This is a genomic window from Schaalia cardiffensis (assembly GCF_016405145.1).
GTDB classification, from domain to species: Bacteria; Actinomycetota; Actinomycetes; order Actinomycetales; family Actinomycetaceae; genus Pauljensenia; species Pauljensenia cardiffensis.
In genome coordinates, this window is the sequence record NZ_JAEKIA010000014.1 from 20,815 (window position 1) to 35,807 (window position 14,993).

Here is a 14,993-nt window from a genome sequence, read left to right on the forward strand (position 1 = left end):
AAAGCTCGACGAACCACACAACATAGCGATGGAATCCGAAAACATGAGGAACGAGGTCGATGCGCGCGAACAGGTGTCGGCGCTCGCGGCATGCCTCGAACCTTTCCTCATCGGTGTGCGCCATCACTCCCCTGCGCTGGCCGCGAGTATCCCCGAGATGCTCGACGACTTCGCCCCCGATGTGCTCGCCATTGAACTTCCTGCTGAAGCAGATGAATGGATCTCACAACTGAGCAGCGCACACACTATCGCCCCGGTTGCTCTCGCATTCAGCAAAGGTGAGGATCTTAGCTTCTACCCCTTCGCGGATTTCTCGCCCGAACTCGCCGCCCTACGATGGGCGGCGGCGCGCGGGGTGCGCGTCTTGTGCATTGACCGGCCCATTGCGGCACGAGAAGAGAAATCCCCTCCAGGCGAAGGTCCGGGAACAGGCGAGACACCGAGTGGGGAGACGCCAACGGGCCCACGAGCAGGAGAGACACCAGCCGGAGCAGCCGATCATGAGATGGAGCTCGGCGCACTCCGGGAAGAGAGCGACCCCCGTGAGGAGACCAGGGGCAGCGAGCCCCTGACCCCCGCCGCCAGCGATCCCGCGAGCGCACCCAACCCCGCTAAGGACGCTCCGGATACTGACAGCCAGGCCCCCGCCACTGGCGATTCTCGGGGCCGAAAAGCCCTCGAAGCTGCGGCCCGCGCCGAAGACGGGGATTCAGCCGAATCCTGGGACCGCCTCGTCGAAGCTCGCGCACCCTCTTCAACCCCCGAGCAGATCCGCGTCGCCGCCCTCGCCCACGGATGGGCAATGCGCGTCGACGAAGGAGAAACAGACGAGGACAGCCTCGAGCGCGAACAATGGATGCGCGCCGCCCTCGCCCCCGAAATCTCTTCCGGCACCCGAGTCGCCGCACTCGTCGGAGCCTTCCACGCCCCCGCTCTTCTCCCCCTTCCACAAGACACCGCATCTTGCACCCCTGTGGCTGTGAACATTCCGCTTGGGGAACACGGCTCCTCCGAGGCTGCGACGCTCCCTGCGCGCACGCAGCACACTCCTGTGCGCTCCTGTCTCGTCGCCTACTCCTTCGACCACCTCGATTCGCGTTCCGGCTACCCCTCCGGCATCCGCGACCCCGGCTGGCAACAACTCGTCTACGAATCGGGCCTCGACCCTAAGCGCCTGTGCGCCGAAGTTGCCTCCGTCATCACCTCCATCACGAGGGCGCTGCGCGAAGCCGGACACCCCGCAGGCCCCGCAGAAGCCGCAGAGTGTTCACGCATCGCCCTCGACCTCGCGACCCTGCGCAACCTGGCTGCCCCCTCACGGCGCGAACTCGTCGAAGCGGTCACCTCCGTCCTCGCCCAAGGGGAAATCCTCGGCCGGGGCAGAGCAGTGGCCGACGCCCTCGAACGCGTCCTCATCGGCACGCGGACGGGACGAGTCGATCCTTCTGTCCCGAAATCTCCCCTGCTCGAAGCCGTGCGAGCCGAGATTGAGGCGGCGCGCCTCCCCCTTGAAGGCGCCCAGGAGCTCGAGCTCGTACCTGAACGCAGCACCCTCGACCTCAAACGTTCGATCCTCATGCACCGATTGCGCGCAGGTGGAGTCGTCTACGGCCACAGCGAAGAGCGGAGCACGACCCGGGGAGCGCAAGCCCTTGCACAGACCTGGCGCGTGCAGTGGACTGCCGCCACTGAGGCGAGCATCGAACTCGCTTCCATCCGTGGGCTCACAGTCGAACAGATCGCGTCAACGGCTCTGCTCACCCGGCGGGTCGAGGGCGCGGTGGACATCGTGCGACTCCTGCGCGAATCCAGCGCCTGCGCCTGCCCCGCACCCCTTGAGAGAGCACTCGAGCTCGCTACTCGCATGACCGCGAGCGTGTCCTTCGCCGAGGCCGTGTCCTTCACTCTTGCCCTGAGCGACGTAGCACGAGAGAACATTCCCGGAGCCGCCCTCCTTGACGCGCCGCTGCGCGAAAGGGCCGCCACTGCCGCTGACCTCTTCGGCACGGCCGCCATCCGTGAGATCCGTGGCATCGAAGGCTCTGACGAGCCCGAAGACGCTGCCGCCCTCGCCGCCTTCATCACGATCGGCGCCGATCATCCGCTCTCTCTCCATGCGGCCCTCACACACCTGAGATCTGCGGGCTCTCCCCTCATGCAGGGCGCGTCCGCGGGGCTCCTCATTGACGAGGACGAGGCCGCGCTCCACATCGCCTCCTGGCTCAACGCCTCCACCCCTCAGGCCAGGCGGGTCCTGCGCCGCAGGCTCGTTGGCCTGCTCATCGCAGCGGGCTCGCGTTTTGACACGGCCCCCGCCGCCCTCGCCCTCGTTGATCGGATCAACACCATTGATGACGCCGACTTCGTTGCGGCCCTTCCGGCCCTGCGCGGCGGCTTCGACTGTTTCGACCAGGACTCTCGCGAACGCCTCCTCGCCGACCTCGCACCGAACTTGGGGCGGGCGCGCAGCCTTGAGCTTCCTGCCGAGCAGGTCATCGCCATCACACAAGCCGACACGGGGGTGCGGAAGCGTCTTGCTGCCCTCGGCCTGGCGGATGTGTCCTTCAGCCCGGATGAAAGATGGCGACTCATCCTCGGCACGCAGCGCATGGGCCTGTCACCGCAGGGTCGGCGCATGGCTTCCGCCCTTGATGAGTTGTACGGACGGCCCGCCGCCGATGCCCTTGATGTGCGCCGACGAAACGCCTCCTATGGTCCCTCGCAGCTGGGCGTGCGCGAATGGGAAACGGAGATTGATGCGCTCTTCGGGCACGCAGAGATCGAGGAGATCTTCGGCGAGGCCGCAACCCGGGGGCGGGCTGATCTGTTGGAGCGCCTCTCCCCGCAGTCCGTGCGCCCCTCCATCGAACTGTTGACGACTGCACTGTCCCTGACCGGTTCCCTACCGGAGGCTCGCCTGGCGAAACTGCGTCCACTGGTCGCCCGACTCGTGTCCGAACTGTCGAAAGAACTTGCTGTGAGACTGCGCCCGGCACTGACGGGCCTGGCGAGGGGGCGGCCAACGCGGCGGCGCACGAGCAGTCTCGACCTGGACCGGACGCTGCGAGCGAACCTGCGCCACGTCGCACCAATTGACGGGCGCCCCCAGGTCATCCCCGTTCACCCGGTGTTCCATTCGGCGCAGGCACAAGAATCCGACTGGCATCTCATCCTCACGGTCGATGTGTCCGCTTCCATGTCGGAGTCGGTCATCTACTCCGCCCTCGTCGCCGCGATCCTCGCTCAATCCCCGTGCCTGTCAGTGGACTTCCTCGCTTTCAACACCGAGGTCATCGACTTCACGGGCCGAGTTGATGATCCCCTGGCGTTGCTCATGGAGGTTGAGGTCGGAGGCGGCACGGACATCGCGGGGGCGCTTCGCCTGGCTCGCTCACGCCTGCGCGTGCCGACACGGACACTGCTCGTCCTCGTATCGGATTTCGACGAGGGCGGCCCTCTCGATGCGCTCCTCGACGAGGTCGGGGCGCTGGCGGCGTCGGGGGTGACGATGCTCGGCTGTGCGGCGCTCAACGATTCAGGCACGGGCGTTTACAACGTCGGGGTTGCCTCCCGGGTTGCTGCCACGGGCATGCGGGTCGCGGCGGTGTCGCCGCTTGATCTGGCCCGTTGGGTGGGCACAATCATTCGGGAGCACTCATGACTCGGATCACCCCTATGCTCCTGTCCTCCATCGTCGATGCCTTGACACCGCGAGTGCGCAAGAGAGTTGACGCCTATCTCGCCGATGGCGTGGAGGTCGGAGTTCAGACGCTTTTCGGCCAGTCGACGGTGCGGATCGCCGAGGTCGATGTGTTGTGCGACGAGGACGAGATCGTGTGCGATTGCCTGTTGGCGCCGCGCTGTGCTCATCGTGCGGTGGTCGCTTTGAGCTTGGAGCTCGCCGATGGGACTGAGACTGAGGAGGGGACTGAGGCACAGGAGGAGCGGGGAGCTTTTTTGGATGTTCCTGCCGAGTTCGCAGCTCAGAGCGGCGATACTGCGGCTGAAAGCGGTGTTGGAGCTGCGAATGAAAACGGCCCCAACGCTGGGGGTGAAAGAGGCGTCGGCGCTGCGCCTGAAAGCAGCGAGGCTCTGGGAGGTTCAGGCCCAGGAGAGTCTGCTTCCCCAGGCGCGAGCGCTGCGAAGACCCCGGGTACGAACGAGGCGAAGACACCAACTAGGGGCTGCACGAAAACTCCGGACGCGAGCCCGGCACAAGCCCCGGGAATGGAGGGACCCACAACTCCTGGAGCTAAAGCTCCCGGCACCTCGGACACGGGCCCTACGAAGACACCACGTGCAGGCAGTGCGAAAATCCCGAGTACGAGCCCGGCACAAGCCCCGGGCGCGAGTGCTCCCGTGTCCGCCGCTCAACGCGACACCATCCTCCTCGTCCTCGCTGATCTCGCGAAGATTCTGCAACTCGGATCCACACACCTGGGGGCGCTGCATCGCTCGATGCTCGCCCGCGATCTTCACAGGCTGCGCTCCGCAGGCCTCGTCACCGCAGACCGGGCGCTCACGGCGTACTACCAGAATCTTTCAGCCCCGCCGAAGCTGCGGGCATCGGCATTCGCCTCCGCCCTCGTCAATCTGCATCTACTGTCCCGCCTCGGACCCGAAGAGGATGCGAGTGCGTTGCTCGGCCAAGCGCGCGGAGCCTATCGCGAGGTCGGGGGGCTGTCCCTAGTTCCCCTCTTCGCGGCTCCCATCATCACAGCCTCGGGTTTCGCTGGGGTCGAGGCGACTTTCACGGATGCGTCAGGGAAAACCTGGTCTGTTGCGCGAGTGCGCCCGGGAGATGCGGCGAACGTTGAAAGCGCCTACCACGTCGAACCCGTCTGGCGTGAGTTATCTGCCCCAATCCGGCTCCTCTCTCGCCACCGCCTCCTCGTCTCCGGGGCCACGGCGCGTGCCGACGGTCGCCTGGGAGCGGGCTCGAAGGTGCGGGCCTCCCTCGGCGCCGAATCAACCGGATGGGAGTCGGTTCCCGCTCCCTACGAAATCGTCGAGGGTGCGATCCTGGGCGGCGACCGCAGTGGTCTCGTCGTGGACGGGCGATTCTTGTCCCTGCTGCCCGCCGCACGCTCGCTCGGGGCGGGCCTGGCGACGGAATTATTCGGGGCGGCGCTTGGCACCCGGGTCCGCTGCCTCGTGCGCGACGAGGAGTTGCTGGGAATGCTCGTACTTGAGGGCATCATCTACGTGCCCGATGAGCTCGGTGGCGTGTGGTGGCCGGGTCTTGACGCTGTCGATCGTTCCTGGGCGGGTGTGCTTCCCGAGGTCGATGGGGAGGGCACAGACTCGGCGGGTGCCGAGGGCGCGCTTGCCGGGGGCGATGCGGATGAGCCTGGCGGGCTTGATGCCGCAGGCGCCGACTCTGCGGGGGAGGTGTCCGGTTTTGCCCAAGTGCGCGCAGTGCTGCAGCGCTGGTGTCAGCGTGTTCTCGATGCGGGCCCTTCCGTCCTCTCCTCGCCTGTCCTTGAACGCGATACTGCCTGGGTCCGCGCAGTCGGAGCCCCTTTCGCCTCTGAGCTGCTCTCTTCCCTGAAGGATGCGACGCATGAGGGTAGTCGACGTTTCGACGGCACCTGGGAGCCGGACAGTGAGGCTCTCGCTCGCGCCTGGCTCGCCGCCTCGCAGTATTGATCCGCGAGGGAGTGGTCTCCGCAGTATTGACCCGCGCAGTAGTGGTCCTCGCGGTATTGATCCACGAACTATTGATCCGATGCATGAAAGGCGCCCATTCGCGTGTCGCACAGCATCGCGCCCCAAGCTCACGAAGGGGCCGGGTAGTGATGGACGGCCCCGGGTTGCCGCGACGCACCATACCCTCGCGGGGGGCGTGGCGGGGGTGTCGACACTGGGCAGCTCGTGGGCCCGCCCGAGAATCCACCCGCGTCCCACCCGGACACACATCCCCCTCACTCGGGGCCGTGATTTCAGGCAGTTTCCGCGCGTTGGACGCTGGGCGCATCCCACCCTCACGACGGGACGTGGCTCGCCGACCGCGCCGGATGCCACGAAAAAACAGACATCCCACCCTCACGAGGGGACGTGACCAATCCGCAGAACCTGGGGTCAACCCGGGCGCACAACCCACCCCCACGCGGGGGCGCGCAGTGCCTCGCGCTCAGGTGTCGACGCGGACTCGGGCTTCGATGAGCGCTTTGAGCGCCCCGACCTCGTTCTCCAGATCGATGACGCGCTGCTGCCCGCCCTCGATCCCCTCGAACCTTTCAGGCACCGGCGGAAGATGACCTGTCGCTTCGAGGATCGTCTCGGCGAATTTCACCGGCAGAGCGGTCTCCATGACGACGAGCGGCCCCTCCAGGGAAGCGGCGAGCGAACGAGCAACATGCATGCCATCGGCAGTATGCGGGTCGAGCAGGTAGGCGTCCTCGACCTCGGTGCGGCGAATCTCCTCGAGACGATCCGCGTGCGTGGAAGAGCCCGAGATGAAGCCGTAAGTCTCCCGCAGGCGCGCGAACTCCTCAGTGCCGGACAGGTCGAAGAAGCCCTCCTCAGTGAGCGCCCGCCCGAAAAGATCGGCGACTCGTTCGGCGTCGCGACCAAGCAGGTCGAAGATGAAGCGCTCAAAGTTCGAGGCCTTGGAGATATCCATTGAGGGCGAGGAGGTCGCGAGGGTCTGCTCGCAGGATCGCGGCCGGTACACGCCGGTGCGGAAGAACTCATCGAGGACGTCGTTCTCGTTCGTTGCGACGACGAGGGCGCCCAGGGGCAGGCCCATTGAGCGGGCGATGTGGGCGGCGCAGACATTGCCGAAGTTGCCGGAGGGGACGACCACGTTGATGCGCTCATCCGAGGGAACGCGATCCCCCTGGGGTGAAGGATCCTGCTGGATAGCGTGCCCTGCCGCGGTGCTGCACTCCTCCTGGGTGCCGCGCTTGTCCTGGGTGGCACGATCCTCCGGCCGTGGCGCTCCTTCACCTTGTGCACCGCGCGCGCTGGTCACCCGAAGCCAGGTCGCGATGTAGTAAACGACCTGGGCGAGCAGGCGCGCCCAGTTGATCGAGTTAACGGCGCCAAGATGCCACGCGGCTTTGAAGTCGGCATCCATATTGACGGCCTTGACGAGGTCCTGACAGTCATCGAAAACCCCGTCAACGGCGACATTGATGATGTTCTCGTCCATTAGGGAGAACATTTTAGCACGTTGGAAAGCAGTCATGCGCCCGGCAGGGGTCAGCATGACGACGGACAGGCCCGGGCGTCCTCGTAACGCATACTCGGCGGAGGAGCCAGTGTCCCCGGAGGTCGCTCCAACGATGGTGAGCCAGTCGCCGCGGCGCCCGAGCTCATATTCGAAGAGTTCACCGAGGAGTTGCATCGCCATGTCCTTGAATGCTGCAGTCGGCCCTTCGGACAGGTGGGCGATCCAGGTGCCTGACTCCAATCGGGTCACCGGCACGATTTCCGAGGTCGAGAAGGCGGGCGTCGAGTAGGCGCGAGCAGCGATGCCTTCAAGGTCCTCGACGGGAATGTCGTCGATGAACAAGGCGAGGATTTTCGCCGCGAGAGCCGCATAGCCCTTCGTTTGGAGGGTCTCTCTGAGCTCCTCAAGGTCGGAGGTGCTGAGCTGCGGATACTCTTCGGGCAGGTAAAGGCCCCCATCGGGGGCGAGTCCTTCGAGGAGGATGTCGCTGAAGGGGCGGGCCTGCGTGGTGGCATCATGACGTGTCGAGATGTAGCGCACACGCCGATCCTATCGGGGCCGGGACGCTCGGACTCAAGCGTCCAAGAAACGTTCGCTTCCTCCGGTGCTGTATCTTTCGTATCCTCATGCCTCGCTCCAACTCCTCGCGAGGCTCTCAAGCGTCGGCCTTTCAATACCCTGCACATCGCTCCCACTCCTCACGAGCCTCTCAAGCGCCGATCCCCCAATACCCTGCACATCGCTCCTCACCCCTACTTCCCGGCGAGGCTCTCCTTCGTATCCTTCTCTCGTCTCCTCTCGCACCTCTCGGAGCTGCGTTCCATCTTTACCCTCCGCTGTGTCATCTCTTCTTTCTTCCCCTGCCCTTACCCCTGTCTCATCACGCCATACCTGCACTCCCTACCTTCTATTCCCCTCCTTGCCCCCTTCTATTCCCCTCTTCGCGCGCCCCCTCCCTCCTTTCACTCCCCGCACTCTTGCCCGCGTTTCTCTCCCCTCCGCAGGTGGCCTCGATGGCCCCCGCGAATACGTCAACGGGGCGCAGCTCTTCCTTCCCGTCCGCAGATGGCCTGGAGACAGCGCCTTCATGCCCTCCCGCCCCCGTCCTCGTCCCCTGTCAGAGCGCAGATCCCACTACCCTGAGCTCATGAGCGATTCAAGCAGTCCCATTCCTTTCCGCGTCGGCCAGGCAATTGACGTGCATGCCTTTGCCAAGGAGAGCGAACCCGACAAGGCCTCCTCGACAGGCCTGGAGAGCAGCGGCACCGCCCTCGACACCCCCGACGAGGAGAGCAGCCGAGCCGCCAAATCTTTGTGGCTCGCCTGTTTGGAATGGCCGGGAGAAACTCCCCTGGAAGGCCATTCGGATGGTGATGTTGCGGCGCACGCAGTGTGCGATGCGCTCCTTTCGGCGACGGGCCTGGGTGAGATGGGCACGGTTTTCGGCACCGATCGGCCGCAGTGGCGCGGAGCCTCCGGTGAACAATTTCTCCGCGAGGTCTGCCGTATGCTCAGCGAGGCCGGTTGGTGCATCGGCAATGTGTCCGTGCAGGTCATCGGGAAGAAACCTCGAATGGCGAAGCGTCTTCCCGAGGCTTGCGAGCGCATGTCGCAGATCATCGGAGCGCCCGTCCAGGTGAGCGCGACGACGACGGATGGGCTTGGATTCACTGGCCGAGGCGAGGGCTTGGCGGCGTCTGCGGTGGCACTAATCGTACGGGCCGAAGCCTGAGCCGCTCGGTATAAGCGAGGGCCTGGTCAAGCTGTACGGGCCAAAACTTCACTCACCCGTACAAGCGAGGGCCTGGTCAAGCTGTACGGGCCAAAACTTCACTCACCCGTACAAGCGAGGGGTCTGGTCAAGCTGTACGGGGCCAAGCCCTGACTCACCTGGCACAGGCCAGGTCCTGGTCAAGCCGTACGTGCCAAAGCCTCACTTACCCGTCATAAGCCGAAGTCTGAATAGACAGGCTGTGAGCTGAGAAGGGAACCTACGGCGAGCGGGCCACGACATGAACGTACACAATGATTCTGCGCGCGACGCCCCTGTCGCTCCTGCGCTCTACACGCTTGCCCGCTCTTCGATCCTTAAGGACTCCATGAATAACGAACAGCTGTCCGACTCGCACACCCAGCACGACGATCATTCCCCTCATCTTGACGAGGTCGGTGCCCCGAAGCCGATGACTGGAAGCGATTCAATGTTCGCATGGGAGAAGCGCTACGCCTCCACTCAGCGCCTCTGGTCCGAAGATGTGAACGAGTTGCTACCCGAGTTTGCTGCGCCTCTGACCCCGGGGCGCGCCCTTGATATCGGCTGCGGCGAAGGAACGGATCTGCTGTACCTGCTTGAGCGCGGCTGGCAGGTCGTCGGAGTCGACTTCTCAGCCACTGCGATCGCGCGTTTCCTTGATGGAGCCCACCGAATCGGGGCGGCCGATCGGGCAACAGGGCTCGTCGGCGACGCGAGAGCCCTCCATATCGAGGGCCTCTTCGACCTCGTCACCATCTTCTTCGTGCACGGCAACAAGGATGGGAGCGGAGTCGATCTTGGTGCGCTCATCAGCGAGCAGGCGTCACGCCTCAAGCCCGGCGGAATCATCCTCGTGAATGTGCACACGGTGAATCCGCCGTGGCACCGCAACGGAGGCCGTACTTACACGGCGACGGAGATCCTCGATTCGCTTCGCTCGACGGGGATGCTGACGCAGGATTGGACGATTCAAGTCGCGGAAGAACGCTGGGAGGATGTGCCCGCGTCGAAGGATCATGAGGCCGGGAAACGCTCGAACGCGGTCGTGGTTCTGCGCTCACCTGACATGTGAGGCGAATGAGGGAGGGCTCTTGCCGAGAGCCTTGTCGCTCCTCCCGCACTCACCTTGTGCTCGCCTCGCCCCCTCAGTAAAAGGAGGGGTTGGCGACGAGTGGAGGGGATACAATCCCTCCTTTTGTCGCCAACCCCTCCACTCACGAAGAAGACACGACCAAACTGCCCGCTAAACCCTCCGCTCACGAAGAAATCAGGCTCGGGAGACAGGCCAGGCGGCAGGCGACACCAGGCCAAGGAAGAGAAGCGCTCAGCCCTCGAGGTGGTCGAGGTGCGCTGCCTGCGCCTTGACGGGGATCGTGAGGACGAGGCCGACCAGCAGGACCAGGATGACGCCCAGGATGCCCCAGTAGGTGAAGTCCTGACCGGCCGGAGTGAAGGCCTGACCGATCTTGAGGAACACCCCGTACATGAGGGGTGCCAAGAAAGACACGGCTCGTCCGGTCGTGGCGTAGAGACCGAACACCTCGCCCTCGCGCCCCTTGGGGATGATCCGACCGAGGAAGGAACGCGATGCCGACTGGGTCGGTCCGACGAACACGCAGAGCACCAAGCCGAGCGACCAGAAGACGACCTTCCCGTAGGAGTGGAGGAAGAAGACGCCCAATCCGGAGGCGACCATGAACACCAGTGACGCCACAATGACGGCCTTCGGACCGAAACGATCATCGAGCGCTCCGAAAGCGATCGTCGCAAGCCCGGCGACGATATTCGCTGCGATTGCGAAGATCATGACGTCACTGGAGGAGAAACCGAAGGCCGTGCCCGCGAGGATCGCACCGAAGGTGAAAACTCCGGCGAGACCGTCACGGAAAACTGCGGAAGCGATGAGGAAGGCAAGAGTGTGGGGAGCTTCGCGCTTGAGGGACTTCACCGTTCCCCACAGGAGCTTGTAGGAGTCGAGGAGGGATTCGCGTTCACCGGTGTCCTCATGAATGACGGCAGGTTTGGGCGGGCGCAGGACGACCGGCAGAGCGGACAGTCCGAACCAGAAGGCGGCGATCACCATGGAGATGCGGACCGCCATCCCGTTCTCGGTCGGCACGCCGAACATGTTCGGGCCGATGAGCCCGAGGTAGAGGATCAACAGGAGGACGATGCCGCCCACATAGCCCGAACCCCAGCCCAGGCCCGAGACTCGGCCCATGTTCTCTTTGGTCGTGAGGTGGTTGAGCATCGCGTTGTAGTTCACGGAGGCGAACTCGAAGAAGATGTTGCCTAGGCCGAGCAGGCCGATGCCCATCCACATCGCGCCGGTTGTGCCAATCGGCGAGTCCGGTGCGACGAAGAACATGCCGAGCAGGCAGAGAAAGACGAGGGCGGAGAACCATCCGAGCCAGACACCGCCTTTGCCGCGCCGGTCAGCCCGCTGACCGGTGATCGGTGCGAGAAGGGCGATGATGATGCCGGCAACTGTCAGGCCGGTCGACAGGTGGGTGGAGGCTTCGCCACCGGGGGCGAAACGGTCTGTGCCCGTGAGGTACACCGAGAAAACGAAGGTTGTTGCGACTGCGTTGAAGGCTGCTGATCCCCAGTCCCAGAGGGCCCATTCGATAATGGGGCGGGTGAGGATCTTCGTCTTCGCAGGACCCGAAGACGCGGGTGTGGAGGACATGCTCTACTCCTAGATGAGTTCTCCGCGATTGCGGTCCCCTGGAAAGTATCACGGCCAGGCCTGCTTCCACCTCATTCACACCTTGAAAGGATCTGTGGCGTTCCCCGGAGGAGTTCCTTTCGCCGCTCTCGGCATGACGGAAGCATTTTCCCGCTTCTTGATACGACTCTTCTTCCTCTTGCCCACACGATGGATGTCTTGTGCCGTTGCTCGACGGGTCGGAAGGATTTCTTGGCTTCTCAGCGTCGGCCGGTCCACGCCTGCTCGAATGGATGGCGTTGAGCCGTTGCCCTTACCCCGCTCGGAAGGGCTGGTCCCCGCCCGGTCGGATGGATTGGCCCTTGAAGCCCGGAAACGGTGACACAGTGCGGTCGGTCCATGTTCGCTCGGATGGATGCTCGCTAGTTCTTCTGGAGCGTCAGATAGTCGAGGTCGGACCACGCCCACTCGGATAGACGGCACCAAAGATTGCAGTGGCCGCACTCAGTCAGGGTCAGTCGACGCCCGCGGGAATGGGGAGGCTCTCTATCGGAGCGAGGAGTCGACGAGCAGCTCAGCGAGAGCAAGGTCCACTGCGGTCGTGATCTTCAATGCGAGCGCATCTCCATCGACGACGACCACGGGCTCTCCCATCGCTTCGACCAGACCAGCGTCATCGGTCGCGGCAGTCTTTTCACTATTCGCCCGTTCACCTGCACACTCGTGGGCGCGGCGCAGGGTCTGCCAGGTGAAGCCCTGGGGGGTCTGCACGGAGGCGAAACGTGAACGCTCTGGAGTTGCCACAACTGGCCGCACTGAAACGACGCTAGCTTCGGCGGCTCCCGAAGAAGCATGCTCCGACTCTGCCCTGGAGGCTTGGGATTGTCGGGCAGCGGCCTCCTCGCGTGGACCGGCTTGCGCGCGCAGACCGACTTCCTCACGCGGAGCCACTTCCGTGTGCAGGCCCTCTTCCGTTCTGGAGCCGACTTCCTCGCGCGGACCCGCTTGCGTGCGCGGACCGACTTCTTTGAGGGTGTCCGTAACGGGGATCGCGGGGATGACAGCATTGTGCCCCGCTTCAACTGCCGCGATGACTCGCGCAATCATTTCAGGCGGGGTCAGGCAACGAGCCGCATCATGGACGAGGACGGGAGTGTCCTCACCACAAGCAATGCCGATCCGCTCGGCAAATCCGGGGAGGGCGGCAAGCCCGCATGCGACGGAGGCCTGACGAGAAGCGGGAGAGCCCGCGACGACCTCGACGGGGATACCCCCTGAGGTCCGAGCGTTCGGGAAGAGGGCGGAGAAGAACTCAAGCTGTTCAGTAGGAGCAGTGACGATGATTCCCGCAACTCCGGCTGCGGCGAGTCCTTGAGCAGCTCGGACAAGCATGGGAACGCCGCCGACTTCGACGAGAGCCTTAGGACCGTTACAGCCGAGTCGGGTCCCCGATCCGGCTGCCGTCAAAACGGCGAAAGCCCCGGCTTTCACTCTTCGGTGGGCTCTTCTTCGACGCGACCTTCCGCGAGGACCTCGTCCAAGCGCTCAGCCGCTGCGGCCTTGTCGATATTGCGAGCGAGCGCGAGTTCCGAGGTGAGGATCTGCCGGGCCTTAGTCAGCATTCGCTTCTCACCGGTGGAAAGCTTCTTTTGGTCATCACGGCGGGTCAGGTCGCGAACAACTTCGGAGACCTTGACGATGTCGCCGGTGGCGATCTTCTCCTGGTTCGCCTTGTAGCGGCGTGACCAGTTCGTCGGCTCTTCAATGTAGGGAGCGCGCAGGACTGAAAGAACTTCTTCGAGGCCGTCCTCGTCCACGACGTCGCGCACTCCGACGAGATCGACGTTGTCGGCGGGCACTTGGATCGTCAGATCGCCCTGATTGACGCGCAGTGTGAGATACATGCGTTCTTCGCCGCGGATTTTACGCGTGGAGATCTCTTCGATCGTTGCTGCCCCGTGGTGCGGGTATACGACCGTCTGACCGATTTCGAACGACATGAAAGAACTCCCGTTTTTTGCGAATAGCGATCCTCATTTTATCATTCGCACGCATTTTGGGCTTTTCATGCAGAAAAACAGCTGTGGACGAGGACGAGGCGTGCAGAGATGCGAAGGCTCCCCCGAGGAAGAATCTCGGGGGAGCCTTGCTTGCGCATGCACAAGCGACGCCGACTTCAACGCTTCACAGTGCTCCAGTCGGGCCGACTCACTTCAGTGTCTGAAGCTCACTTGCCCTGGTTGGCGACTGCGGCGATCTTCGCCTCTGCCTCAGGATCGAGGTAGGTGCCACCCTTCTTGACGGGCTTGAGGGTCTCCTCGTCAAGCTCGTAGACAAGCGGAATACCGGTCGGGATGTTGACGCCGATGATGTCCTCATCGCTGATGTCGTCGAGGTACTTGACGATGGCGCGCAGGGAGTTGCCGTGAGCACCGATCATCACGGTCTTACCGGTCTTGATCGCCGGGACCAGGGTCGACTCCCAGTAAGGCATGAAGCGGGCGATGACGTCCTTGAGGCACTCGGAAGCGGGAACCTCTTCAAGGTAGCGAGGATCGGAGTCCTGAGAAAACTCGGTACCTGCTTCAATGGCGGGCGGAGCGATGTCGAAGGAACGACGCCAGAGCATGAACTGCTCCTCACCGTATTCGTCGCGAACCTCTTTCTTGTTCTTACCCTGGAGAGCTCCGTAGTGGCGCTCATTGAGGCGCCAGGAGCGCTCGACCGGGATCCAGAGACGATCAGCAGCGTCGAGGGCGTAGTGCGCGGTATTGATCGCGCGACGCAGAAGAGAGGTGAAGAGCAGGTCAGGCAGGACGTCATTCTCTCGGAGGAGTTCGCCGGCATGCTTGGCCTCTTCAACACCCTTCTCACTGAGCGGCACGTCAACCCAGCCGGTGAAGAGGTTCTTCTTATTCCATTCGCTCTCGCCGTGGCGGAGCAGTACCAGTGTGTAGGTCATAACCTCATTGTTCCCTTCTGAACGCATCCGCGCCAGGGACTAGTGTCCGCTGGTGTGGCGGGTTTTCTCAGGCGTGAGCGGCTTCGTAGGCTGCGACGATCTCGGCGGGGATGCGTCCGCGCTCATTCACGGCAATGCCTTGCCCCTGAGCCCATTCACGAATCAGGCCGGCTTTGGATGCGCTTGCCCCGCGTCCGCGCCCGATCTTGCCCCTCTTCGCTTGGCGTCCACCAACGCGGCGGGCAGCTTCGATCCATTTCGAGATGCTCCCGGCGAACTCCTGGATATGTGCCTCGTTGAGGTCGATTTCGTAGTTGACTCCCTCGTAGGAGAAAGAGACGGTGTCGACGGCCTCGGTACCGTCGATGTCATCAACGAGGACAATCTGCGTCTTCTTCATTCGATGATTTCCTTTTCTTCAGGCTTGAGACAT

General features: G+C 63.7%; 10 protein-coding genes. 4 read left to right on the plus strand and 6 right to left on the minus strand.

Going from position 1 to position 14,993, the window contains the following annotated elements:
- The first annotated feature begins 28 nt into the window (after nt 1-28).
- Together JFX23_RS08075 and JFX23_RS08080 are read left to right on the plus strand one after the other, a co-directional pair.
- A complete protein-coding gene (locus JFX23_RS08075; protein ID WP_198776469.1) occupies nt 29-3,661 on the plus strand; it encodes a DUF5682 family protein in 3,633 nt (1,210 codons plus the stop codon).
- A complete protein-coding gene (locus JFX23_RS08080; protein ID WP_198776470.1) occupies nt 3,658-5,649 on the plus strand; it encodes a hypothetical protein in 1,992 nt (663 codons plus the stop codon). Before JFX23_RS08075 ends, JFX23_RS08080 begins: the two co-directional genes overlap by 4 nt.
- 484 nt (nt 5,650-6,133) lie before the next feature.
- Here JFX23_RS08080 and JFX23_RS08085 read toward each other — a convergent pair whose 3' ends face one another.
- The gene (locus JFX23_RS08085) at nt 6,134-7,717 is read right to left on the minus strand and encodes a threonine synthase (RefSeq protein WP_198776471.1); all 1,584 of its coding nucleotides are present in this window, start codon (nt 7,715-7,717) and stop codon (nt 6,134-6,136) included.
- Between the two features lie 607 nt (nt 7,718-8,324).
- Between JFX23_RS08085 and ispF the strand changes: the two genes are divergently transcribed.
- Nucleotides 8,325-8,909 (plus strand): 2-C-methyl-D-erythritol 2,4-cyclodiphosphate synthase, encoded by a 585-nt coding sequence (gene ispF / locus JFX23_RS08090; RefSeq protein WP_040313990.1) that lies wholly within the window; start codon nt 8,325-8,327, stop codon nt 8,907-8,909.
- A gap of 280 nt (nt 8,910-9,189) precedes the next feature.
- Nucleotides 9,190-10,002 carry a class I SAM-dependent methyltransferase gene (locus JFX23_RS08095; RefSeq protein ID WP_233050699.1) on the plus strand — a complete coding sequence of 271 codons (813 nt, stop codon included), beginning with the start codon at nt 9,190-9,192 and terminating at the stop codon, nt 10,000-10,002.
- Nucleotides 10,003-10,254: 252 nt separating this feature from the next.
- Here the strand turns inward: JFX23_RS08095 and JFX23_RS08100 are convergent, their stop codons facing one another.
- From JFX23_RS08100 to JFX23_RS08120, 5 genes are all read right to left on the minus strand, one after another.
- Nucleotides 10,255-11,619: an MFS transporter gene (locus JFX23_RS08100; RefSeq protein WP_198776472.1), complete on the minus strand. Its 1,365-nt coding sequence runs from the start codon at nt 11,617-11,619 to the stop codon at nt 10,255-10,257.
- Between the two features lie 525 nt (nt 11,620-12,144).
- Nucleotides 12,145-13,089: an IspD/TarI family cytidylyltransferase gene (locus tag JFX23_RS08105; protein ID WP_198776473.1), complete on the minus strand. Its 945-nt coding sequence runs from the start codon at nt 13,087-13,089 to the stop codon at nt 12,145-12,147.
- Nucleotides 13,086-13,598 (minus strand): CarD family transcriptional regulator, encoded by a 513-nt coding sequence (locus JFX23_RS08110; protein WP_198776474.1) that lies wholly within the window; start codon nt 13,596-13,598, stop codon nt 13,086-13,088. The genes JFX23_RS08105 and JFX23_RS08110 overlap by 4 nt, the downstream gene beginning before the upstream one ends.
- A gap of 227 nt (nt 13,599-13,825) precedes the next feature.
- A complete protein-coding gene (locus tag JFX23_RS08115) occupies nt 13,826-14,560 on the minus strand; it encodes a phosphoglyceromutase (RefSeq protein WP_198776475.1) in 735 nt (244 codons plus the stop codon).
- Nucleotides 14,561-14,627: 67 nt separating this feature from the next.
- Nucleotides 14,628-14,960, minus strand: a complete 333-nt coding sequence (locus tag JFX23_RS08120; RefSeq protein ID WP_198776476.1) for a histone-like nucleoid-structuring protein Lsr2 — start codon at nt 14,958-14,960, stop codon at nt 14,628-14,630.
- Between the last annotated feature and the right edge of the window lie 33 nt (nt 14,961-14,993).

Bases quoted from the DNA above. Each gene is read 5' to 3' on its own strand.
- JFX23_RS08075 (WP_198776469.1), top strand. From the start codon at position 29: ATGGAATCCGAAAACATGAGGAACGAGGTCGATGCGCGCGAACAGGTG.
- JFX23_RS08080 (WP_198776470.1), top strand. From the start codon at position 3,658: ATGACTCGGATCACCCCTATGCTCCTGTCCTCCATCGTCGATGCCTTG.
- ispF (WP_040313990.1), top strand. From the start codon at position 8,325: ATGAGCGATTCAAGCAGTCCCATTCCTTTCCGCGTCGGCCAGGCAATT.
- JFX23_RS08095 (WP_233050699.1), top strand. From the start codon at position 9,190: ATGAACGTACACAATGATTCTGCGCGCGACGCCCCTGTCGCTCCTGCG.
- JFX23_RS08100 (WP_198776472.1), bottom strand. From the start codon at position 11,619: ATGTCCTCCACACCCGCGTCTTCGGGTCCTGCGAAGACGAAGATCCTC.
- JFX23_RS08110 (WP_198776474.1), bottom strand. From the start codon at position 13,598: ATGTCGTTCGAAATCGGTCAGACGGTCGTATACCCGCACCACGGGGCA.
- JFX23_RS08115 (WP_198776475.1), bottom strand. From the start codon at position 14,560: ATGACCTACACACTGGTACTGCTCCGCCACGGCGAGAGCGAATGGAAT.
- JFX23_RS08120 (WP_198776476.1), bottom strand. From the start codon at position 14,960: ATGAAGAAGACGCAGATTGTCCTCGTTGATGACATCGACGGTACCGAG.